The sequence below is a fragment of the Enterococcus sp. 9E7_DIV0242 genome (assembly GCF_002140975.2).
Taxonomy (GTDB): Bacteria; Bacillota; Bacilli; order Lactobacillales; family Enterococcaceae; genus Enterococcus_L; species Enterococcus_L clewellii.
Window position 1 is genome coordinate 1,484,456 of the sequence record NZ_CP147247.1, and the last position, 22,685, is coordinate 1,507,140.

Here is a 22,685-nt window from a genome sequence, read left to right on the forward strand (position 1 = left end):
TCCGCCTTCTTATTTTTCCACTCGAAAATCAAAATAATCCATGACTAGTTCACAAAACATCATATTCGCCCAAGAAAACCATTCTCTGGTGTATTGATTTGGATCATTCACATCAAATCCTTCATGCATCAAGTGCGTGCCAGCATCTGTTGCAGTAAGCAAATCTAAAATACGTTCCTTCTCCGCTTTGTCAGAAGTCGTCATTCCTTCCATAGCTAGCGCAATAGGCCAAACATAATTTTCCGGTGTATGTGAGCTGCCAATTCCTTTAGCAAACGTTCCTTCGTAAAAATAAGGGTTTTCCTTACTTAGCAATGTCTGACGAGTATTTTGATAGTATTCCTCTTCCTCTGAAATATAGCCAAGGTAAGGCGCAGCAATCAGGTTTGGCACATTGCTGTCATCCATAACAGTTGCATTTCCTTTTCCATCCACTTCATAAGCAAAGATTTTTTCTCCCTTTTGATTGGTGGTCATCCCATACTCAGAAATTCCTCGTTGAATTTCTGCTTTCAATTTTTGTGCCTGCTTAGCCAAAGCTTCGTCTGCAAGCACCGTAGTAAACAGCTCTTCCAAATAGCCTAAAATAACGACCGCAAACATGTTCGATGGTACTAAATAACCATATTTACAAGCATCGTCACTCGGTCTAAACCCTGACCAAGTCATCCCGGTCGGTACAACCTCTGCTCCTAGTCCATCATTGATCAAGGTATCTTCTGATCTTGTCGTGTCTCGAACAAAGCGATATGGCGAGGTTCTATGATCCTGTTCTGTACGAAATACTGTTAAGATCTTCTTGACACCTTCAACAAAAGCTTCATCGAATTGATCTGTACGCCCAGTGTTTTTATAAAGAAGATACGCCAATTGAACAGGGTAACAAAGTGAATCGATTTCATATTTGCGCTCCCAAATCCAGTCATTCATCTCCGTATGGTCCGATTGATGCCCTGCCCCATTCGCTTCTTCATTGAAAGCATTCGCATAAGGATCTATATTAATAAAATTAAATTGCTTCTTCACCAATCCACAGATCATATCAGCCAGCTCTTCATCTTCTTTGGCAACAACTAAATAAGGACGTACCTGTGCAGTCGAATCACGCAGCCACATCGCCGGAATATCTCCGGTTAACAGGAATGTCGTGCCGTCTGAATGTCGTTTAACAGTTGTTAATAGTGTATTTGCAAAGGCTGCATTGAAGTTTTCCGCCCAATCACTGTGCGCTTCTCCACATTTTTCTGTAATGACTGCCATAAAGTTTTCTACTGAATTAGGTATTTTTTTATATACCATGTTATCACCTATCCTCATAATTTGATATACCATTTTAGCACACTCAGTATACCTCGCTTTTTTATTCATGTCTAGTATTGATTTAAAAATTAAAAGGGTTTTCAAATTTTTAGGGATATGTTATCATCAAAATATGATATATCAACTTAAGAGGTGTAATCGATTATGAAACAACCTTTATACAAAAAGATTTATGGAGATCTCCAACAAATGATTGATTCCGGAACACTGGCCCCGGAAAGTAAACTACCTACAGAAATGGAACTATCTGAAAAATATCAGGTGAGTCGCATCACATCAAAACGAGCACTGACTGAGCTAGAAAGCGAAGGCTATATTTATAGAGAACAAGGGCGCGGCAGCTTTGTTAAAAAGCAACAGACGGAGCATGTCCAGACAGGCAAGATTCTTTTTGTCCTGCCTTTCGCTAATGACCTGTCACTCGGAAATTTTACAGAAGGCATTTATCCGATCATTCAAGAGCATTCCTATGAATTGCTTATGACGCCCTCTGATTATCTGGAACAACGATCTGCTCAGATGATCCTCCAAGAATTTGATGGCTTGATTTACTACGCCGTTACCTCAGAAGCTCAGCTGGATTTGCTATTTGAGTTGGCCGCACTAGATTTCCCTGTAGTGACATTGGATAAGAAACTCTATGATTTTTCTTTTCCGGCCGTCCTTTCCGATAACTTTCAAGGAGGCCAGCTGGCAATCAACCAACTGGTCCACGATGGACATCAGAAAATTGGCTATATTTTTGGAGCAACTCATCACCCTCAATCTGTTAGACAGCGATATCTGGGGTATATCGATGGGTTGAAAAAAAGTGATTTGGCATTTCGGACTAAGCTGGATGACCCAGCTGCGACCATCAAAACAGCTATCACTTATATCCAAGAAAACCAACTGACAGCAGCGATTTGTGAAAATGATCTCGTTGCAATTGAATTGATGAGACAACTGAAGCAAGCGAACTATCAACTTCCAAAAGACTTTTCTATCATTGGATTTGATGATATTCAAGCAGCTTCTTTGATTGATCCTCCATTGACGACCATTGCTCAGAACTTTGCTGAGCTCGGCAAACTTGCTGGCGAAAAAATCCTTGCTTTGATCAAGCAAACAGCGACCCCTGATGAAAAAGTTCCAGTCAAGCTTGTTTTACGACAATCTACTACCAATAAATAAGGAGCTCACTTCGTCATGAAAATTTCAACCATCGATACGCGCCATGGGACAGACAATCAATACAGTTTTTCTCACGGCAATTGTCTACCATATACCGGAGTACCATTTGGTATGAATTACTTTGCCCCACAAACTACCAATCAAAAAGGAAGCTGGTGGTTTCATCCAAACGATCATACTTTCCAAGGCTTTCGACTCACCCATCAGCCTAGTCCGTGGATGGGTGATTTCAGCCAGCTTGTCCTACTCCCTATCAGCGGTGAGCTAAGCGAAAATACCCTCTTCCATGCCCAAAGCTCGTACCGTCCAGAGGAAAGTACCTTTAATCCGGCATGTTTAGAGATTACTAGTTGTCGTTACCAAATCAACTCACAACTAATCCCCAGCATGTATGGTGGATTGCTCTCTCTTTCCGGAAATCAAAAAAATGGCGGATTGGCTTTATCTTTACCAGGCCGTTATGAGCTGAAACAGCTAGATGAGACAACTGTCCTAGGTCAGATCATCAATTACGCCGGCTGTGAAGATGAAGATTTCACTTTCTATTTTGTCCTTCATTTTGAAAGTGAGCTCACGCTCATTGAAGGAGAAACAATAGGCAAAGACGGGTTTGTCATCCTTCGTTTTGGAGATTTATCTGAACAGGAAATTCGTTTCGGCACTTCTTTTATCTCTGCCGATCAAGCACAGCTGAATCTTTCCAGAGAACTGAGCTGGTCAAAAGCTGACTATCTGAATCAGGCACAATCTTCTTGGGAAAAGTATTTGAGCAAAATCGACATTACTCATCACGACAAGCAACAGATAGCAACCTTCTACCATTGCCTGTATCGAACGTTTTTATTCCCGCAGACCTTTTATGAAATGAATGCTGAGAATAAGCCCGTTCATTACGATACCTTCAATAAATGTGTCCGCGAAGGAGTTTTCTATACAAATAATGGCTTTTGGGATACCTTCAGAACTGTTTACCCTCTATACTCGTTGATTGCTACGGATAAATATGGAGAAATGCTGGAAGGCTTTTTGAATAGCTTCAAGGAAACCGGCTTCCTGCCAAAATGGCTTTCTCCCGATGAACGTGGGATGATGCCTGGTACTTTGATCGATGCGGTGATTGCTGACGCGGCTGTAAAGGGGATTCGTTCTGATCTGATGCCTGAATTTCTACATGCAATGAAAAAGGCTGCGACCGACCAAAGCGATCATGCTAACTATGGTCGCCGAGGAACCTATGATTATTTAAAATATGGTTATGTTCCAAGCACCTATCATGAATCAGTCAACCATACCTTAGATTACTGCTACAGCGACTTTTGTATCTATCAGGTTGGATCGGCTCTAAATGATGATAGTGTAGCGGATTACAAAGAGCATGCCAAAAATTATGTCAATATCTTTGATAAAGAAACCGGTTTTATGCGAGCAAAGGATACAGAGGGGCACTTCCGTGAAGACTTTGACTCTCATCGTTGGGGAACAGATTACGCGGAGGGCAGCGCATGGCAAAGCAGCTACGCCGTGTATCACGACTTCGCTGGTTTAATCGACGCTCATGGCGGAAAAGATGCCTATGAGAAAAAATTGATTGAGCTATGCAATCAGAAACCACTTTATAACACAGGTGGCTATGGGTTTGAAATCCATGAAATGAGTGAGATGGCAGCGATTGAATTCGGGCAGGTTGCTTTATCAAATCAGCCTAGTTTCCACTTCCCATACTTATTCAACTATTTAGGTAAACCCGAAATGGCACAACCGATGATCAAGCAGCTAATGACACAATGCTTTAGCGCAACACCGCAAGGCTATCCCGGCGATGAAGATAACGGGAGTATGTCCGGTTGGTTCATTTTCAGCTCGCTAGGCTTCTATCCAGTGACTGCCGGAAGTGGAGAATATGTCATCGGCATTCCATTGTTTGATCAAGCAACACTTCATCTATCAAATGGAAAGACACTGACCATTTCTAGCTCACCAAACCATGTACAACAACAATTTGTTCATGAAATAACACGCAATGAAGACAGCTACACTTCCTTGTTCTTCACTCATGACAATCTCCTTCAAGGCGGCACAATACATTACCAACTTGGAATCGTCCCAAATCCAAGAGATTATGCTGAAAGAGAACTGCCCTTTAGTTTGAAATAAATGAATTAAAACCTCTGTCATGACAAATCTGACGGAGGTTTTTGTTGTGTAGTTGGAGATAAGACCTTGTTTGATGGAACTCAAATAAATTTACATACACCTTATTTAGATTAAAACTAGTTCCATCTATCAAAAGCGTTTAATTCAACATCAACTTGAAATAATCAGTAATTTTTATTTTTAATTCAGTAAATTTTGTTCGACTCAAAGATATTTTTTTTATAATGAGATTAAATAAAAAGAAAAGGAGTTTTGTTATGAAAAAAATTTTGTTCGGTTTCATTTTATTAGGCACTTTCATTGCACCAGTACATTCTCAAGCAGAAACTAAACCGTCGCACTATTCTTATACCCCTGAAATGAATAAAGTGGAGGTAAAAGAAACAGGAGAAATGGTAAGAATTGAAATCGATGAAAACTCATTTATTGAGCTAGATAGTGCTTATAAAGATGTTACTGTTATTTCTAGTAACGACGACCCAACTAATAATTTGAGAAGTGTAACTTACGGAAAAACTATAACATTGACTAGTTCTGTACCTAGCTTTAATAGCACAGCATATTATTCAGAATACAATAATACATTTAAACGTTGGTATGCTGGTACTTTACAGTTTAGAAGTTCTAAATATCAAGGTGGCAAGTACGTTGCTACTTACGGTGGTATACTCATAATGCAAAACTGGTAAAACACTAAAATGGCCCTGTCACTCAAATAAGAGTATGTAGGGCTTTTTCTTTAGCCTTCATTTCCTTTACATCTAGTAATGTGGTGGAAATGTAAGTCATAAAAAAAAGAACCCTGATTTCTCAGGATTCTCAAAGATCTATTACATCATGCCGCCCATACCCATTGATGGGTCCATCGCAGGTGCTGCTACCCCTGCTGGTTCTGGTTTGTCTGCAACAACTGCTTCAGTTGTCAGCAATAATGCTGCAACAGATGCTGCGTTTTGCAGTGCAGAACGTGTTACTTTTGTTGGGTCAACGATTCCGGCTTCTACCATGTTTACCCATTCGCCATTCGCTGCATTGAATCCTGTTCCCAAATCGATATTTTTCAGTTTATCAACAATCACAGAGCCTTCATATCCAGCATTTTCTGCGATTTGACGAATTGGTTCTTCCAATGCACGAATCACGATTTTCACACCTGTTGCTACATCGCCTTCAGCTTCTACTTCAGAAACTTTACCGATTACGTTTACCAGTGCAGTACCACCACCGGATACCATGCCTTCTTCAACAGCGGCACGTGTTGCATTCAACGCATCTTCAATACGTAATTTCAATTCTTTCAACTCAGTTTCTGTTGCAGCACCAACTTTAACTACTGCCACACCACCAGCTAACTTAGCTAGACGTTCTTGTAATTTTTCGCGGTCAAAATCAGATGTTGTATCTGCAATTTGATTTTTAATTAATTGAACACGCGCGTCGATTGCTGCTTTTTCACCAGCACCTTCAACGATTGTTGTGTTGTCTTTATCAACGACGACTTTACTTGCATTTCCAAGGTTTTCAATTGTTGTGTCTTTCAATTCAAGGCCTAAGTCTTCAGTAATCACTGTACCGCCAGTTAATGTAGCGATATCTTCAAGCATTGCTTTACGACGATCGCCGAAACCAGGTGCTTTTACTGCTACTACGTTGAATGTTCCACGGATTTTGTTCAATACTAAGGTTGGTAAGGCTTCTCCGTCTACGTCATCAGCGATAATCAACAATGGACGTGACTGTTGCAGGATTTGTTCCAATAATGGAAGGATGTCCTGAATGTTTGAGATTTTCTTATCGGTAATCAGGATATATGGATTTTCTAAAACAGCTTCCATTTTATCATTGTCTGTAACCATGTATTGAGAAAGATAGCCACGGTCAAACTGCATACCTTCAACCACATCTAGCTCTGTTTCGATCCCTTTAGATTCTTCAATAGTAATAACACCGTCGTTACCTACTTTTTCCATTGCATCAGCGATCAGCTGACCAACTTTTTCAGAACCGGAAGAAACTGCAGCAACCTGTGCAATCGCTTCTTTAGAGTCAACAACGATCGAAATGTTGTGTAGTTCTTCTACAGCTGTTTTTGTTGCCAGTTCAATCCCGCGACGAATGCCTAAAGGATTAGCTCCCGCAGTCACGTTTTTCAGTCCTTCACGAACAATTGCTTGCGTCAAAACAGTTGCTGTTGTTGTTCCGTCACCAGCAATATCATTTGTCTTAGAAGCTACTTCTGAAACAAGCTTTGCGCCCATATTTTCGAAATGATCTTCTAATTCGATTTCTTTTGCGATTGTTACACCATCATTTGTGATCAGTGGTGAACCGTATGATTTTTCTAAAACAACGTTACGTCCCTTTGGTCCTAATGTTACTTTGACTGTATCTGCTAAAATATCTACACCGCGAAGCATTGCTGCACGCGCATCTTCTGCAAATTTGATTTCTTTTGCCATGATTATTTTCCCACCTTATCGTTGATTTTAATTATTAAATACTATGAAATATCGAGTCTTACTCGACGATTGCAATGATATCTTTTCCGGAAACGATCAAATACTCTTTTCCGTCAAATTTAACTTCTGTTCCTGAATACTTTTCAAACATAACTGTATCGCCTTCTTTAACTTCTGCAGGAACTTTTGTACCGTTATCAAGAACACGGCCTTCTCCCACTGCGATGACCGTTCCGTTTTGCGGTTTTTCTTTTGCAGCTGAAGCAAGAACGATGCCTCCTACTGTTTTTTCTTCTTCTTGAGCGACTTCAAGAATCACACGATCGCCTAATGGTTTTAACACAATGAATCCCTCCATAATAAAAATAGTTTAGTTGATTTTAGCACTCTTGCATATAGAGTGCTAACTACACTATTTATAATACTCATTTCTCTTTTGTAATGCAAGTCTTTTGTATGTAAAATCCGTTTTTCTTTAACGGCTTTTAAAAATTATCGTTCTGCTACAACGATTTAACCGCTTCATGGTAGAATAAAACAAAAGACATTCACATAGAAATATCTTGTTCCGCTTATCATTGGACTTTCAGTTACTACTCCTCAGACTATATGCCACACATAAATCAAGCCTATCAAAACCAACGAAGGGAGGAAAAACCATGAAACAACGACTCGCTCAAACATTTATACTCACATTCCTATATTTAGTCGTAGCGAACATCGGAAATTTCTTTTTTGGCGTGGATAAAGCGTTCAACTGGACGACAACTTTATGGGAAGCATTATTCTTTGCCATCTTTATCTTCTTGCTTCTAGGCTATCGAAAAAAATGATTCTCCTTTTATAAAATACTAAGGTGTGTTTTTACTTTGGACATCATTATGGGCAGTGGACACTCTTTTTATGCGTAAAATATTTTACAGAATTTATATACAGAATTTGTTTTCTCTATGCTATAATTTTAGGTAATTGCAAAAATTGAAAGGAGGTTCTCCATGTCTGCAAAAAAGATAAGCATCTCGATGGTCTTGCTTTATCTAGCCGTATATTTATCGCCTATGCTGGTTGCTCCCTTTTCTCAAGATGCTATCATTACAGCATCTACGATCACATATATTTTAGGCGCAGGGCTAATGATTTTTCTTTACTTTAAAGACAAACAACCTACAATGATTGAACAGGAAGGCAAACTGTCTTCTCCTGTCTTTATTCTGCTACTGGGTGTCAGCGGCATTCTGATTGCGATATTTTTACAAGCAATTATCATGGGTATCCAAACAGCAATCACAAATACAGAACCAAGCTCTGAAAATACTGAAAGTATCATTTCCATTATCGTCGATAATAAGCTGTTTATTCTGGCAACTATCATCGGCGGACCAATCATGGAGGAATTTGTTTTCAGACGGTCTTTGACGGATTTATTTACTTTTGAAAAAACCGGTTTTTGGCCGGCAGCCCTTCTCAGCTCTGCACTCTTTTCAATCATCCACTTTGATGGAAACTTTTTTGTCTACTTTTTCCTTGGATTGTTCTTTGCAATCCTCTACAAAATGACTGGAAAAATCTGGACATCGATCATCAGTCATTGTGGAATGAATGCCTTAGTTGTTATCGTTCAATTGATCGTGCATTATGGTATTGTCGAAATACCGAAATAAAGATATTGTTTTTCTACAAGAATATAGACAGTAAAACGGCTGAAGCGAAACGCTTCAGCCGTTTTGATTATTTCTGTTCTTTTTCTTCAGCCACAACAAGATCGTCATTATGCAAGAAGTAAATCAAGGTCTGCAATTCGTTTGTTAGGTCCACATTCTGGATCAATACATCGGAAGGTGCTGCCAGGCGAGCAATCGTAAAGTTTAAAATCCCTTTGATTCCCGCTTCTGCCAATTGATTCACCACATCCTGTGCTTTTCTGGCCGGCAAGGTCAAAATCGCTACTTCGATTTGTTGAATCTTGATTTGCTCAAGCATGTCTTCGATTGGGTAAACGGGCACGCCGTCCACAATTCTACCAACGATATCCTCATTGATATCAAACGCACAGCTTACACGAATACTGTTGCTTTGATGGAATTTATACTTCAATAATGCGCTTCCGAGATTACCAACACCAATCAACGCAACATTCGTCAATTCATCATCATTCAATGTTTTTCCGAAAAAGTTCATCAAGTTCTCAACATCATAGCCGTAGCCACGTTTTCCTAACTCACCAAAGTAAGAAAAATCCCTACGGATCGTTGCACTATCTACTTGAACTGCTTCACTCAACTCTGTTGAAGAAACTTTACTTTTTCCTGCATCGTATAAAATACGTAAATACCTATAATATAAAGGAAGCCGCCGAGCAGTGGCTTTTGGTATCGTTTGTTCTTTCACATTCATACCTCCAACTATTCTATATCTCCACTGTTAATAATAGCAGTTTTGCCTGAGAAAAAGCAATGTTACTGCTCATAAAATCAGAAATATTTCCAAAATGAAACATATTTGCTAACTGTATCATTTTACAGACCTGAATTTTTCTATATTTTATGCTACACTGAGTAGGATTAAAACGAAACGAGGATATAATTATGATTTTATTACAGGCAAATCAAATTGCTCGATACTTTGGAGCTGAGACTTTGTTTGAAAACATACAAATGGAAATTGCGGACAACAGTAGGATTGCGCTTGTTGGCCGCAATGGTGCTGGGAAGTCCACACTGTTGAAAATCATTGCAGGGATCGACCCGGCGGATGCTGGAACTATCGCAAAAAGTAAAACAGCGACACTTGGCTACCTAGCTCAAGATACAGGGCTAGCCTCAGATAAGAATGTCTGGGATGAGATGTTGCAAGCATTTGCCTCAGTCATTGCAATGGAAAATCGAATGCGTGAACTGGAACAGCTGATCAGTCAGGTCGACCCTGAAACAACGGATTATCAAAATCTGATGAAGGAATACGATCGGCTACAACAAGATTTTGCTGACAACAATGGCTATGGAATGGAAAATGAAATTCGCTCTGTTCTACATGGCTTCGGCTTTGATGAAAGCTTTTATGAGCGACCGATCAATGCTTTGTCAGGTGGTCAAAAAACACGTCTAGCTCTAGCCCGTATGCTGTTGCAAAAACCGGATATTTTAATTTTGGATGAGCCGACCAACCACTTAGATATCGAGACGCTCTCGTGGCTTGAAGGCTATTTACCAAACTACTCCGGTGCCCTGCTGATTGTTTCACATGACCGGTACTTTTTGGATAAGGTCGTAACAGAAATTTATGAGCTAAGCAGAAGAAAAATGCATTATTACAAAGGCAATTATTCTAAATACTTGAAACTAAAAGCAGAACAGCTGACAAGCGAATGGAAGGCTTTTGAAAAACAACAAACAGAAATCCATAAGTTAGAGGACTTTGTTGCACGAAATCTGGTGCGTGCTTCTACAACCAAAAGAGCTCAAAGTCGCCGGAAAACATTGGAAAAGATGGAGCGTCTGGATCGACCACAAGGTGATGAAAAATCGGCAAACTTCCTTTTTGGTATCGAAAAAACCTCCGGAAATGTTGTCTTACAGCTAGAAGACGGTGCCATCGGCTATGATGAAACCATTCTCTCCGCTCCTATCAATATGGATGTCCGCCGGCAAGAAGCTATTGCTTTAGTTGGACCAAACGGGATTGGTAAATCCACCCTGTTAAAATCAATTATTGGCAAGCTACCGTTTATTGAAGGAGAGCTTTCACTTGGGACCAATGTATCGATTGGTTATTACGATCAGGAACAAGCAAATCTACATGGAAACAAAACTGTTTTAGCCGAGCTGTGGGACGAACATCCAACCACACCGGAAAAAGAGATTCGCAATGTTTTAGGCAGCTTCCTTTTTAGTGGAAATGATGTAGAAAAAACAATCCCTCTACTAAGTGGTGGGGAAAAGGCTCGGGTCGCACTAGCCAAGCTGTCAATGAACAGGGAAAATTTTCTCATCTTGGATGAACCGACCAATCACCTTGATATCGACAATAAAGAAGTCTTGGAAAATGCCCTGATCGATTATGAGGGAACATTACTTTTCGTTTCCCATGACCGTTACTTCATCAATCGGATTGCAACGAAGGTTATTGAGCTTTCTGAAAATGGTAGTAAGCTGTATTTAGGCGATTATGATTATTATTTGGAAAAGAAAAAAGAAGAAGAAGAACTAGCTGCCTTAGCTGCAGCAGATCAGAAGCAAGCAGAAGTAGTGAATACAACCAAAAATGACTTTTTCTTGAACAAGGAAGCCCAAAAGATCGTACGTAATTTGAAAAGAAAAATCACACAAATCGAAGAAACGCTAGCTGAACTGGACGAATGCATCGATACGCTGGAAGCTGAAATGAGTCGTCCAGAAATGGTGGAGGACCATGTCCAGTTGATGGCTTTGAACAAAGAATTGGAAGAAAAACGCGCAGAGCAAGAGCAACAATTAAATGAGTGGGAAGAGCTAAGCTTAGAGCTGGAAGAAATGGAAGGCTAGCTTCTCAGACATGATTCAACTAGACAATAAAAAAGAAGAAACAGGGACCCCTGACTCACTGCTTCTTCTTTTTTATTGATCACTGATTGCATTTTTTTGCATTATTAAAAATTAAAGTTGCAAAACATTGCACGACATGCTATTTTATTTCTATAGGGGGAATGATTATGCTGATAGAAGAACGGTTAGCGCAGATTCTGGCTATTATTGATAAGGAACAGCGAGCAACCATTGATGAGCTGGCAGAAACGATGCACGTATCGAAGGACACCATCCGAAGAGATTTAATTCGACTTGAACAGCAACAGCTTGTTCGCCGCATCCATGGTGGTGCCGTTTCAACAAAAAAAGAAGCGGTAATCTTTGACTACAATGAGCGTTCACATATGTCGAATGACGTAAAGCAATCAATCGGACGTCAAGTTGCTGAGCTGATTGAAGACGGCTCATCCATACTTTTTGACTCTTCAACAACAGTTGAGGCAGCAATCCTTCCGCTACAACAAAAAAAAATCACAGCTATCACAAATTCATTGACCCATGCGGCAAGGCTAGCTAAAAATGGACAAGCGTCAATTACTCTCCTACCCGGTAATCTACATAAGGAGCAGCTTTTCCTTTCTGGTGCGGAAACTGTATCAGCCATAAAGCAATACATCACAAATTATACATTGTTAGGGGTATTTGCTCTTTCTCCTGAGGGTGTATTTATCCATACACAGGAAGAAGGATTGGTCAAACGGGAAATGGTCAAGCACGGTCAGACGGTCATTGCTTTGGCAGACCATTCTAAAATGGACAAAATCGGTTTTTTCAACATTTGTCCCCTTTCCGACATTGATATCCTGATTACAGACACCATACCAGAAGGCGCATTACTCAAAGAATTAGAAGCAAATAATATAAAAATACTTACAACACTCAAAGGAGACAGAAAATCATGACAAATAAATCAATTCGACTCGGAAAAATCAAACGTCCAACTATATTTCCTGCCGTGGCACCGACTTTATTGACAGATGACACAATGAAAGAACGTCAAGAGAAATTGCTAAACGCGATGAGCAAAGAAAAATTTGATCTGTTAATCATCTATGCAGATAAAGAGCATGGTGGAAATTTCGAATACCTGACTGGTTTCATCCCACGCTTTGAGGAAGGTCTGCTATTAATTGATAACTCTGGAACTTGTACGCTTATTCTTGGGAATGAAAATTTGAAGATGGCTAACTATTCCAGAATCCCAGCTGAACTAAAGCATAGCCCTCTATTTTCATTACCTAATCAACCAATGGATAATGAACAGCCGTTGGAAGAGCTGCTCAAGGAGGCAGGTATCGAGAAGAAAAACAAGATTGGGTTAGTTGGCTGGAAAATGTTTACCACCAAAAACAGCGTATCTTCTCACTATTTTGATCTCCCTTATTTTATTGTCGAAGCAATTAAAAACGCAACAGCCGCTCAGGCAGAGATTAGCAACGGTACCCATCTGTTTGTTGATGGTGATGTCGGCATACGCAGTACGAACAACGCAAACGAAATCGCCCATTATGAATATGGGGCTAACCTTTCCTCTTCCTGTATCTTAGAAGCAATGGACGCTGTAGAAATAGGCGTAGCGGAAACAACCTTGGGAAATCATCTGACTGCTCAAGGTCAACCAAATACAGTCGTATCGATCGCAGCAGTTGGTCAACGATTTGAAAAGGCCAATCTTTATCCAACCAATAAGCAGGCAGCTCTTGGTGACTCACTATCCTTGACTACCGCATTCAAAGGTGGATTATCTAGTCGTACCGGCTTCGTCATCCAATCCGAAGAGCAACTGCCAGACAACCAAAAAGACTATTTGGAACGTCTAGTCAAGCCTTATTTCCGTACCGTTGCCTATTGGTTGGAACACATCAAGATAGGAGTATCTGGCGGTGACTTCTATACGCAGATCGAAGCGATCTTTCCAAAAAAAGACTATCATTGGCATTTGAACCCGGGTCACTTAGTGTCAGATGAGGAATGGATGTCTTCTCCAATTTATCCTGGTTCAACCGAAACATTGAAAAGCGGTATGATACTGCAAATCGATATCATACCATCGGTGAAGGGATATACTGGTGTCAGTGCAGAAGAATGTGTGGCACTAGCTGATCAAGATCTGCAGAACGCCATCCAACAACAATACCCCGAGCTATGGGCGCGTATCCTTGTAAGACGCACCTATCTGGAACAAGAGCTTGGTATCAAGCTAAGTAAGGACATCTTGCCCCTTTCGAATACAGTTGCGTATCTACGCCCCTTTTTCTTGGCTAAAGATACTGCACTGTACCTCGAAAAATAAACCAAAAAAGCGCAAAGGACAACTATCGTCCTTTGCACCTTATTCTATTGAACAACGACTCACGCCACTATTCTCTATCTGTTTGATTGAATAACTTCAGTAGATCCAACAGGTAGAATTCCAGCTGTTGGATCAGCAATTTACCTTCTTCTCGCTGCTCCTTTTTAGAAGAAATAGTGAGCACTATTCTATCTTCTAGTATTCCGTAATACAGCCCAAACCCCTCTTGATCTACCGGACAAAAGCTGAATGACTCCAATAAATCACTGGGAATACCTGTCGTGGAAAGAAAGTTTCTTGTTAATTTTTTGATTGCTTCTGACTGGAAAAAATAGGCTGCGTCAAGCGAATCGGGCACCATCTTCTGTAAGCCAAATAAATGACGTTCCACTCCTAGGCCTTTTTGACACTTGACCAGTCTCTTGCTGTGAGCAGCTATTCCATCCAGAAACAATTCAGTCAGCTCTGCTTTCTCGAACGCTTTTTCTTTATTTAAAAATGCTTCTGAAAAAATCTTCTTCTGCGTACTCAGGGAACGTGCACATTCCGTTCGACCACCATAAAATCCACGCATCGCCACCGGTTCATAAACTGATTTCAAACACCCAAAAACATCCTTTTGCGCTACTGCCAGCGCCATATGAAAATACGCATCCGGACTTATCTTGAGCTCTTTCAATACATTTTTCCCAATGCCATCAACTGTTCGATGATGAATAGAGTATGCTGCGGCCTCTTCTTCCACTGCTCTGCGGCACCGTACCAACATCTCAAGCAATTCCGGAGAAAACTGCCAGGACAATCGATTGATCAAGCTCGTCTCCTGCCTTTGACTGGTAACAAGGGTCTCCATTTTGATTGCATCGAATACCTTTGCCAATAGGTTCATTGTCGGAACGCCATCGACCGCTGTATGTTCAATGTTAAACCCGATTGAACCATTTTTAGTAATCAGTGCCTGGAGTGTCTTGGTAAAAATCTGATCCTGCCCGTTCAACAGCATGGTAGCTACACGTTCCTCGACTGTTTCATCCTTTCCGTCAGTGAAACTCAAAATAAATAATGCTGTTTCAATCAGCTGACAATTTTCTGCATTCTCTTTTTGTCTATTCAACTGTTGATAGGCCTGATAAGCATTGCTTCTGTCAACACCGAACAGATAGGCCAGATCCCTTTCACCGCTCAAAGCAGGTTGTTTTACAGCTAAAATGTAGTTGATATTTTCTAAAATACTTTTCAAAGAATGCAGGTTTCCAGATGAATCGATGACTTCAAGCTGATAATAATTCCCTTCATTCAAAATAAGGACATAATTATTGGCTTGTTCATTTTTGAAAAACAGATCCTTATCAATAGTTGGTGTTCTACAGCTTCCAAAAAAATTTTCATAATAAGACATATCCACATGCTGCTTGTTTTTTGCAAATTCTAGCGGATAACTTTCCTCAACGAAAGCAAGGTAAATCTTAGTTAACTGATAAATGAGCTGTGCCGCCTTTTCTGCACGTGACGAAACACACCGATGCGCCTCATCTTGAATCACTAGCCCAAAGTTTGTTTCACTCTGAACATATCCGCGCCCATTCAAATAGCTTTCTTGCCAAAAATCAGCTAACCAGCTCCCTTCTGTTTCTTGCCAATGTAATTCCAATCGTTCTTGAAGTTTCAGCCCCTCATTTGTGGAAAACTGCTTCACGATTTTTTCGAAGTCCCTTTGTTCTAAGTCTGTCAAAAACGGCGCAGCCCATTCAACAAGCTGGCTCATGGTATGTGTTAGTTCTGGTACAGGTAATTTCCCCAATAATGGCAATAGTTCTTCTTTATACTTTTTCATTAAGACCTCCAAAATTGTTAACGCTTACTCAATAATCCATTATACCTGATTCAGCACCCATTTACATAGAATACTTTTACACTACAGTAAAACAGCCCACCATTCACAAGTTTACGTGAATAGCGGACTGTTGTTCATTTTTCTTTTGTATCAATAATGATTGTTACCGGTCCATCATTGGTCAATGTAACAGCCATGTCTCCACCAAATTCTCCGGTTGCAACAAGCAAGCCTATCTCCCGAAGCTGTTGATTGAAGGCTTCATATAGAGGAATTGCCTGTTCAGGTCGTGCAGCTGACACAAAACTTGGGCGATTGCCTTTTTTCGTGTCTGCGTACAATGTAAATTGAGAAATACTCAATATCCCACCACCAGCGGTTTGGATGTCTAAGTTCATCTTCCCTTCAGAATCCTCGAAAACACGAAGCTTACCGATTTTCCGAACAAGATAGCCGACATCCTCAAGTGTATCGTCTGAATGAATGCCCAATAGAACCATAAAGCCTGAGCCTATTTCTCCAATCATTTGTCCTTCAATTTCGACTTTCGCCTGAGAGACACGTTGAATCACTGCTTTCATTCTGCTTTCCTCCTAGCCATTTGTTCGACGAACGCTATGAACGTCCGGCACATTCTTGATTTTATCAACAATCGTTTTTAAATGCGACAAGTTCTGGATTTTCACAGTAATGTGAATGACAGCCATCTTATCTTTCGTCGGCTTCGCCTCGACACTAACTAGATTCTTGGTCATCGTACTGACAGCCATCAGAACATCATTCAGCAGGCCACTGCGATTGTAACCATAAATTTCAAGATCCGCGTCATATTCCTGACGAATATTGTTTGTGTCTTCCCATTCTACTTCAATCATCCGCTCAGCCAATTCTTCTTGGTGCTGAACATTCGGACAATCAGCACGGTGGATAGATACACCGCGGCCTTTTGTGATGTAACCGACGATTTTATCTCCTGGTACAGGATTACAACAACGGCTTAAGCGTACCAGTAAATTATCGATTCCTTGAATGACGATGCCGCCTTCATGGCGAACTTTCATTTTGTCGGATTCTTTTTTAACAGGCTGGGTCATCAGCTCTTCGGCTTCCTGCTTCTGACGTTCTAGTTCCTGCTCTTTCCGTGCTTTCTCAGTCAGACGATTTGCGACCACCTGTGCGCTGATTTCTCCGTATCCCACAGCAGCGTACAAATCATCTTCGGTTTGATAGTTAAAGCGTTCAACAGCTTCAGCAATTTTTGTTTTACTCATAAATTCTTTTGGCATAAAACCATGTTCATTCAAGAATTTACTGATTGCATCATGCCCCTTGATAATGTTCACTTCTCTATCTTGAACCTTGAAGAAGCGTTTGATTTTATTACGAGCTTTACTGGTTTTCACCATTTTCAGCCAGTCACGACTTGGTCCAAACGAATTTGGAGAAGTCAACACTTCAATGATATCACCGTTTTTCAAGGTATAATCCAATTGAACCATCTTACCATTGACCTTGGCACCTGTTGTTTTGTTGCCGATTTCTGTATGCACACTATAAGCAAAATCGAGCGGTCCAGATCCTTTTGGTAGCTCAGTAACATCCCCTGTTGGTGTAAACACATAGACTTTATCACTGAAAATATCTCCTTTGACACTTTCCATAAAGTCAGAGGCATCAAAGCTTTCATCCTGAAGCTCTAATATTTCATGGAACCAGCTCAGTTGTCTACTGTCGTCACTTTCTTCAACCTTATCTGTTTTGCCCTCTTTGTATGCCCAGTGAGCAGCAACCCCGAACTCAGCAATTTGGTGCATCTCGTGTGTTCTGATTTGTACCTCGACAGGGTTTCCTTTTGGCCCGATAACCGTTGTATGAATCGACTGATACATGTTCGCTTTTGGCATGGCAATATAGTCTTTGAATCTCCCTGGCATTGGCGTCCATTTTGTATGAATTGCACCTAAAACAGCATAACAGTCTTTAATAGAATCAACGATCACTCGAATCGCAAGCAGATCATAGATTTCTGTGAACTGTTTTTTCTGATCCTTCATTTTTCTATAAATCGAATAAATATGCTTCGGTCTACCATAGATTTCCGCATAGATTTCCAAGTCTTCCGTAGCTTTCTTAATATCCTCTACCGCTTCTACGATGTACTCTTCACGCTCTTCACGCTTTGTTTGCATCAAATGAACAATGCGGTAGTATTGCTTCGGATTGATGTATCTAAGAGCTGTATCTTCTAGCTCCCATTTGATACGACTCATCCCTAAACGATGGGCAAGAGGTGCGTAAATCTCCAAAGTTTCCTGAGCAATCCGGCGTTGCTTATCATCACGCAGATGCTTCAACGTACGCATATTATGTAATCTATCTGCTAGCTTAACCATGATAACCCGTAAATCCTGAGCCATTGCCAACAGCATTTTCCGATGGTTTTCAGCCAGCTGCTCTTCATGAGATTTATACTTGATTTTCCCAAGCTTTGTTACCCCGTCTACCAGCATAGCAACATCTTCACCAAACTCGTCTTTTAAATCCTCTAAGGTCACTTCTGTATCTTCTACAACATCATGTAAAAAACCAGTTGCAACTGTGTGAGGGTCCATATGCAGTTCAGCTAAAATTCCCGCTACTTGTATCGGATGAATAATGTACGGTTCACCTGATTTTCTGATTTGTCCTTCATGAGCCTTTTCCGCATATTTGTACGCTTTGGCGACAAAAGCCGTATGCTCTTTCGACATATACTTTGATACGATCCCTATGACTTCAGGACCCGTTACGATTTCATCTTTGGGCAAAATTCTCACTCCTTTGTTCTGTAGAGGAAAACATGCAAGGTTTGCCTGTTTTCTTCATTTTGATGGTCCGTTATCTATTACTCTAGAAGTTCCTACACAAGAGTAATAGTACTCTTTATAACTATGGATGGAACCAGTCAGATAACTGTCTGGTTCCTTCATTCTGGTGGTCCGATGTCCATTATTTCTAGAGGTTCCTACAACAGAATAATGGCCCTCCTTTTTACTATGGAGGAAATCAGGCAGGGTTTGGTTGTTTTCTTCGCTCTTGTGATTCGTTAGTCATTGCCCTAGTAGTACCTATGGCGTCCCTATTTCTCAGCACGTAACCAATTATCGGTGCTTTATGTATAAGCAATCTTTTAAAAGATTTTTTAGATAAAAAAGAAAAGTACTACTTGAAGCAGCAGCACTTTCAACACTCTTATTATACCTGAAATTTTCAGATTTTCAATTCCCTGATTTAGACTGATTCATCAAACAATGGTAGAATTTCTCTCGGATTGTTGACTCCGATAGTATTCGCGCCACCCTGAAGCAGAATCTCCATCTCCAGTAAGGTAGGAGAGTCGACATTGATTTGTATATGTAGCGGTCTTTCTTTGACTGCTCGGAACATTCCAATATAGAACAATGCTTTCTCTACAGATAGCGCATACCCTAATGAAATGACCTTGACGTTCACTCTGCCCATCTGAAATGCGATTTTTCCTCGCTCTTCTTCGGTCATTTCTGCTATATCGATAAAGAATCCTATAGAACCTTTGCCAAAGGATAGTGGAGCAAGCATCTGATAGGTCTGTTTGATAACTGCTAGGTTTTCTAATGTCGCTACAATGTGAACCTCTGTTGCACCGTTTTTATACAGCTCGCCCGTTTCAAATGCCTGTTTTCCCAACGTCCCAGCACCTAATGGGTAATCTGCAACACTGCCCACATGAATCGGCGTTCCTTCCAACAGTTGCTTTGTTCTGACAACATTGCATGGGAGGACGATGACCATTTTTACCTTGTAGTTTCTGATAAATAGTATTTCTTCTTTCAACTGCTGATCTGTCATTGATGGATCAAGCAGCATCACCGATATTCGATTTAAGTCTATCCCCATTAACTAGCCCCCTATAACAACATATCCAGTTGATAGCTGACTGCACTTAAGGCATACAGCGGTGCTGTTTCCGCTCGTAAAATACGCGGACCAAGACCACAACTGATTCCTCCATTTTCATAAAATATATCAATTTCATCTGGTGAAAAGCCACCCTCAGGTCCAAAAACAAACAACAAGCTATCTCCTTGTTTCAACTGTGATAAAGTCTCTGCCAGCACACGTTGTTCTCCCTGCTTAGCTGATTCTTCATATGCGATGAGAACCTTGTCATATTGAGAAAAGAGTGCAATCAATTCTTGTTCTTTCTCTAGCAAAAGAACATCCGGCATTAGTTGCCGATGCGATTGCTCCGCAGCTTCCTGAGCAATTTTTCCCAATCTTTTTACTTTATTTCCACGTTTTTTGTGGTCCCACTTCACGATTGAATTTTTAGCAGGAAAACCGATAAAGCGATGCGCACCGAGCTCTGTTCCTTTTTGAACGATCCATTCAAGCTTATCTCCCTTAGGCAATCCGCAAGCAATCGTCACATTTACCGGAAGCTCTTTATCCGTCTCTTCCTTAGAAAGCTCACGAACCAATACTTCTTGTTCATTGACTGCTACAATCTCCCCTTGAATCACGACACTGTCATCAAATACCAGAAATAGTTGATCCTCCGGTTTCATCCGCATCACACGTACAATATGATGATAATTTTCACCTGTAACTGAAAACTCCGAATGGTTCTCGTATGTTTCATTTATAAAATAGCGCTGCATGTTATTCGTCCTCTGATTTTTTTAAAATAATTGCATACCAGTCACCTTGTTGAAAAATCTGATCGACAAGAAAACCTGTCTCCGTCATTTTCGCAAGTACCATGTCCTTCTTCTCATGAATGATTCCGGAGACAATGAATGTACCATTTTCTTTCAATAAACGGTAGGCATCCTCAATCATTAAAACAATGATATCCGCCAAAATATTCGCAACGATCACATCTGCTGGCTGCTCAATACCAGTCAACAGGTTATTGGCTGAAACCTGAACATCTGCTGCCACAGGATTCATTGCCATATTTTCTTTTGCAGCAGTCACTGCGACTTCATCCAAGTCGAAAGCATGGATAGTGCCCGCACCAAGATATTTTCCGGCAATACTCAGCACACCTGAACCTGTACCGACATCAAGTAGTGTCTCGCCACCTCTCAAAACGGTTTCCATTGCTTGAAGTGTCAGTCTGGTCGTCGGATGTGTTCCTGTTCCGAATGCCATTCCCGGATCAAGCGTAATAATACTCTCTTTGTCATCCGCCGGCTCGTATTTTTCCCAGCTAGGGACGATCGTTAGGTATCTTGTCACTCGTACAGGGTGATAATACTTTTTCCACGCTGTTGCCCAATCATTTTCAGCAACCTCACTAACCGTCAACTCGTTCTTGCCGATTGACAGACCAAACTCTGGCAACCGCGAAATATTCTCTTTAATAAACGGAAGAATCTCCGGCAAGAATGTCGTTTCAGGAAAATAAGCCATGACCAAGGCGCCCTCTTTGATATGGGTAAACTGCTCCTTGTCAAGGATTTCGCCATATAAATCACTCTCAAAATTCTCTACATCTAGTGCATCCTCAATTGCAACACCACTAGCTCCTGCTTCCATCATGATGTTCGAGATCGCTTCGACTGCCTCGCTTGCGGTTTCAACCTTTACCTCAGTCCACTTCATTTCTATACCGTCCTTTTAGTAGCTTGGATACGGCAGAAAAACATCATTTTCCTCTGCTTGTTCCACTGCTTTATTGAATTTCTCTGTCTCCCAAACCAGCTCAAATGTTTCCTTTTCAGGATCATTCAAAAAATCTAGAAGTTCATCCTGACCATCAATCAGTACCTCATTTAGATAAGCCAAAGTACCGTCGATCACAGATTTTTTTAACCCTTTTTTTCCATCAAATGGAATGACAGCCAAATACTCTTCGGGATCAGGCTTCTGTTTTGTTTTCTGCTCATTATAAAAAATCAAGCCATCCTCAAACTCAATCACTTCTTCTTCCGATACAACACCTTGTGTATCATCGATTGATTCTCCCTCTTTGTTTTCAGCAAACAGGCGAACAATCAATTCTATTGTATGATTCCGTGTATCCCAATCAATTGCTGTGTCAAACTCATTGATTTTTTCGCTAAGCTGTCTGTCTAAGTAATCCAGCATTGTTTCTTTTTTCATCTTTTAAGCATCCTTCCAACCAAATGAATTTTTGTCGATCTCACTTTTTCTTTGTAAAGATATATATGGATTTCCTGCAACTGCATAACGTAAAGGCATATCAGTCCAAATCCCTTTGTTTGGAATACCGATTCGCGGTAGTGCGAGAATTTTTTTCGGATATTTTCGTTTTTCGGGAACCAGATGCAATGAACTATTAAAAATCGACTGTCCATACAAGTTTCGTTCAATTCCTAATGCTGCAACTAATTTTCCCGGCCCATTGGCTACATCAACACCTGTTTTTCCACCTCGCCGTTGAATCATCTCTTCAAAGCCTTCAGCCGGTTGCAGCCCACGAATCATCACACCTTGCGGCTGCCCCTTTTCTCCGGTCACCATGTTCAAAATCAAGTGAGTATGCATCGTATATAAATAAATCGTTCCCGGACATTCATACATTGCTCGTAAACGCGGGGTTTCCCGCATACCAAAGCTATGCGCTGCTTCGTCATCCGGTCCCAGATAAGCCTCTGCATCGACTATATAGCCAGCAAGAACACCATTTTCCGTTTCATGCTCCAAGTACATCCCTAAAAGATACTGCGCAATGTCTTCTGTCTTATTATTATTGAAATATTCGATTACGTCGTTCATATTTATACCACTCTCTATCATACACAATCCTTCGCAAATAAGCCATGAAAACAGCATATCTGATAAGCATTAGTTGGCTATCAGATTTCTGTTGACATATAAATAACTACCTACCAGATCGTTAA

Annotated in this window: 20 protein-coding genes; 8 read left to right on the forward strand and 12 right to left on the reverse strand. The window is 40.6% G+C overall.

Annotation, left to right across the window (positions count from 1 at the left end; all coding sequences use genetic code 11):
- Nucleotides 1-9: 9 nt before the first annotated feature.
- Complete coding sequence (locus A5888_RS06915; RefSeq protein ID WP_086350347.1) at nt 10-1,299, reverse strand: glycoside hydrolase family 125 protein; 1,290 nt, start codon at nt 1,297-1,299, stop codon at nt 10-12.
- A 165-nt stretch (nt 1,300-1,464) separates the two neighbouring features.
- Here A5888_RS06915 and A5888_RS06920 point away from each other — a divergent pair, with 165 nt between their 5' ends.
- The 3 genes from A5888_RS06920 to A5888_RS06930 all read left to right on the forward strand — a co-directional run bounded on the left by A5888_RS06920 (nt 1,465) and on the right by A5888_RS06930 (nt 5,336).
- Nucleotides 1,465-2,493 carry a GntR family transcriptional regulator gene (locus tag A5888_RS06920; RefSeq protein WP_086350348.1) on the forward strand — a complete coding sequence of 343 codons (1,029 nt, stop codon included), beginning with the start codon at nt 1,465-1,467 and terminating at the stop codon, nt 2,491-2,493.
- Nucleotides 2,494-2,508: 15 nt separating this feature from the next.
- Nucleotides 2,509-4,647, forward strand: coding sequence for a GH92 family glycosyl hydrolase (locus A5888_RS06925; RefSeq protein ID WP_086350349.1), 2,139 nt, complete (start codon nt 2,509-2,511; stop codon nt 4,645-4,647).
- A 257-nt stretch (nt 4,648-4,904) separates the two neighbouring features.
- Nucleotides 4,905-5,336: a hypothetical protein gene (locus A5888_RS06930; RefSeq protein WP_086350350.1), complete on the forward strand. Its 432-nt coding sequence runs from the start codon at nt 4,905-4,907 to the stop codon at nt 5,334-5,336.
- Between the two features lie 141 nt (nt 5,337-5,477).
- On the opposite strand, the gene groL is transcribed toward A5888_RS06930, so the two are convergent.
- Nucleotides 5,478-7,106 (reverse strand): chaperonin GroEL, encoded by a 1,629-nt coding sequence (gene groL, locus A5888_RS06935; protein ID WP_086350351.1) that lies wholly within the window; start codon nt 7,104-7,106, stop codon nt 5,478-5,480.
- Nucleotides 7,107-7,164: 58 nt separating this feature from the next.
- A complete protein-coding gene (gene groES / locus A5888_RS06940; RefSeq protein WP_086350352.1) occupies nt 7,165-7,449 on the reverse strand; it encodes a co-chaperone GroES in 285 nt (94 codons plus the stop codon).
- Nucleotides 7,450-7,765: 316 nt separating this feature from the next.
- Here groES and A5888_RS06945 point away from each other — a divergent pair, with 316 nt between their 5' ends.
- Together A5888_RS06945 and A5888_RS06950 are read left to right on the forward strand one after the other, a co-directional pair.
- Nucleotides 7,766-7,939 carry a hypothetical protein gene (locus tag A5888_RS06945; protein WP_170924858.1) on the forward strand — a complete coding sequence of 58 codons (174 nt, stop codon included), beginning with the start codon at nt 7,766-7,768 and terminating at the stop codon, nt 7,937-7,939.
- Nucleotides 7,940-8,101: 162 nt separating this feature from the next.
- Entirely contained in the window at nt 8,102-8,767 is a 666-nt protein-coding gene (locus A5888_RS06950) for a CPBP family intramembrane glutamic endopeptidase (RefSeq protein WP_086350353.1), read from the forward strand.
- 67 nt (nt 8,768-8,834) lie between these two features.
- Here A5888_RS06950 and A5888_RS06955 read toward each other — a convergent pair whose 3' ends face one another.
- Entirely contained in the window at nt 8,835-9,494 is a 660-nt protein-coding gene (locus A5888_RS06955; RefSeq protein WP_086350354.1) for a redox-sensing transcriptional repressor Rex, read from the reverse strand.
- A gap of 197 nt (nt 9,495-9,691) precedes the next feature.
- Between A5888_RS06955 and A5888_RS06960 the strand changes: the two genes are divergently transcribed.
- The 3 genes from A5888_RS06960 to A5888_RS06970 all read left to right on the forward strand — a co-directional run bounded on the left by A5888_RS06960 (nt 9,692) and on the right by A5888_RS06970 (nt 13,961).
- Nucleotides 9,692-11,626 (forward strand): ABC-F family ATP-binding cassette domain-containing protein, encoded by a 1,935-nt coding sequence (locus A5888_RS06960; protein WP_086350355.1) that lies wholly within the window; start codon nt 9,692-9,694, stop codon nt 11,624-11,626.
- A 167-nt stretch (nt 11,627-11,793) separates the two neighbouring features.
- Entirely contained in the window at nt 11,794-12,570 is a 777-nt protein-coding gene (locus tag A5888_RS06965; protein ID WP_086350356.1) for a DeoR/GlpR family DNA-binding transcription regulator, read from the forward strand.
- A complete protein-coding gene (locus tag A5888_RS06970; protein WP_170924859.1) occupies nt 12,567-13,961 on the forward strand; it encodes a M24 family metallopeptidase in 1,395 nt (464 codons plus the stop codon). The genes A5888_RS06965 and A5888_RS06970 overlap by 4 nt, the downstream gene beginning before the upstream one ends.
- Before the next feature lie 67 nt (nt 13,962-14,028).
- Here A5888_RS06970 and A5888_RS06975 read toward each other — a convergent pair whose 3' ends face one another.
- The 8 genes from A5888_RS06975 to A5888_RS07010 form a co-directional block, all read right to left on the reverse strand.
- Nucleotides 14,029-15,795, reverse strand: a complete 1,767-nt coding sequence (locus tag A5888_RS06975) for a choline/carnitine O-acyltransferase (RefSeq protein WP_086350358.1) — start codon at nt 15,793-15,795, stop codon at nt 14,029-14,031.
- A 134-nt stretch (nt 15,796-15,929) separates the two neighbouring features.
- Nucleotides 15,930-16,376 carry a D-aminoacyl-tRNA deacylase gene (dtd, locus tag A5888_RS06980; RefSeq protein WP_086350359.1) on the reverse strand — a complete coding sequence of 149 codons (447 nt, stop codon included), beginning with the start codon at nt 16,374-16,376 and terminating at the stop codon, nt 15,930-15,932.
- Between the two features lie 12 nt (nt 16,377-16,388).
- A complete protein-coding gene (locus tag A5888_RS06985; RefSeq protein ID WP_086350360.1) occupies nt 16,389-18,602 on the reverse strand; it encodes a RelA/SpoT family protein in 2,214 nt (737 codons plus the stop codon).
- 463 nt (nt 18,603-19,065) lie between these two features.
- Nucleotides 19,066-19,710: a hypothetical protein gene (locus A5888_RS06990; RefSeq protein WP_086350361.1), complete on the reverse strand. Its 645-nt coding sequence runs from the start codon at nt 19,708-19,710 to the stop codon at nt 19,066-19,068.
- An 11-nt stretch (nt 19,711-19,721) separates the two neighbouring features.
- The gene (locus tag A5888_RS06995) at nt 19,722-20,474 is read right to left on the reverse strand and encodes a 16S rRNA (uracil(1498)-N(3))-methyltransferase (protein ID WP_086350362.1); all 753 of its coding nucleotides are present in this window, start codon (nt 20,472-20,474) and stop codon (nt 19,722-19,724) included.
- Nucleotide 20,475: 1 nt separating this feature from the next.
- Nucleotides 20,476-21,423: a 50S ribosomal protein L11 methyltransferase gene (gene prmA / locus A5888_RS07000; RefSeq protein WP_086350363.1), complete on the reverse strand. Its 948-nt coding sequence runs from the start codon at nt 21,421-21,423 to the stop codon at nt 20,476-20,478.
- A 15-nt stretch (nt 21,424-21,438) separates the two neighbouring features.
- A complete protein-coding gene (locus A5888_RS07005; protein WP_086350364.1) occupies nt 21,439-21,924 on the reverse strand; it encodes a DUF3013 family protein in 486 nt (161 codons plus the stop codon).
- Nucleotides 21,925-21,927: 3 nt separating this feature from the next.
- Nucleotides 21,928-22,560, reverse strand: coding sequence for a DNA-3-methyladenine glycosylase (locus A5888_RS07010; protein WP_086350534.1), 633 nt, complete (start codon nt 22,558-22,560; stop codon nt 21,928-21,930).
- Nucleotides 22,561-22,685 lie beyond the last annotated feature (125 nt).

Coding starts and splice junctions, on each gene's coding strand:
- A5888_RS06915 (WP_086350347.1), bottom strand. CDS start 1,299: ATGGTATATAAAAAAATACCTAATTCAGTAGAAAACTTTATGGCAGTC.
- A5888_RS06920 (WP_086350348.1), top strand. CDS start 1,465: ATGAAACAACCTTTATACAAAAAGATTTATGGAGATCTCCAACAAATG.
- A5888_RS06925 (WP_086350349.1), top strand. CDS start 2,509: ATGAAAATTTCAACCATCGATACGCGCCATGGGACAGACAATCAATAC.
- A5888_RS06930 (WP_086350350.1), top strand. CDS start 4,905: ATGAAAAAAATTTTGTTCGGTTTCATTTTATTAGGCACTTTCATTGCA.
- groL (WP_086350351.1), bottom strand. CDS start 7,106: ATGGCAAAAGAAATCAAATTTGCAGAAGATGCGCGTGCAGCAATGCTT.
- A5888_RS06945 (WP_170924858.1), top strand. CDS start 7,766: ATGAAACAACGACTCGCTCAAACATTTATACTCACATTCCTATATTTA.
- A5888_RS06950 (WP_086350353.1), top strand. CDS start 8,102: ATGTCTGCAAAAAAGATAAGCATCTCGATGGTCTTGCTTTATCTAGCC.
- A5888_RS06960 (WP_086350355.1), top strand. CDS start 9,692: ATGATTTTATTACAGGCAAATCAAATTGCTCGATACTTTGGAGCTGAG.
- A5888_RS06965 (WP_086350356.1), top strand. CDS start 11,794: ATGCTGATAGAAGAACGGTTAGCGCAGATTCTGGCTATTATTGATAAG.
- A5888_RS06970 (WP_170924859.1), top strand. CDS start 12,567: ATGACAAATAAATCAATTCGACTCGGAAAAATCAAACGTCCAACTATA.
- A5888_RS06975 (WP_086350358.1), bottom strand. CDS start 15,795: ATGAAAAAGTATAAAGAAGAACTATTGCCATTATTGGGGAAATTACCT.
- dtd (WP_086350359.1), bottom strand. CDS start 16,376: ATGAAAGCAGTGATTCAACGTGTCTCTCAGGCGAAAGTCGAAATTGAA.
- A5888_RS06990 (WP_086350361.1), bottom strand. CDS start 19,710: ATGGGGATAGACTTAAATCGAATATCGGTGATGCTGCTTGATCCATCA.
- A5888_RS06995 (WP_086350362.1), bottom strand. CDS start 20,474: ATGCAGCGCTATTTTATAAATGAAACATACGAGAACCATTCGGAGTTT.
- prmA (WP_086350363.1), bottom strand. CDS start 21,423: ATGAAGTGGACTGAGGTAAAGGTTGAAACCGCAAGCGAGGCAGTCGAA.
- A5888_RS07005 (WP_086350364.1), bottom strand. CDS start 21,924: ATGAAAAAAGAAACAATGCTGGATTACTTAGACAGACAGCTTAGCGAA.
- A5888_RS07010 (WP_086350534.1), bottom strand. CDS start 22,560: ATGAACGACGTAATCGAATATTTCAATAATAATAAGACAGAAGACATT.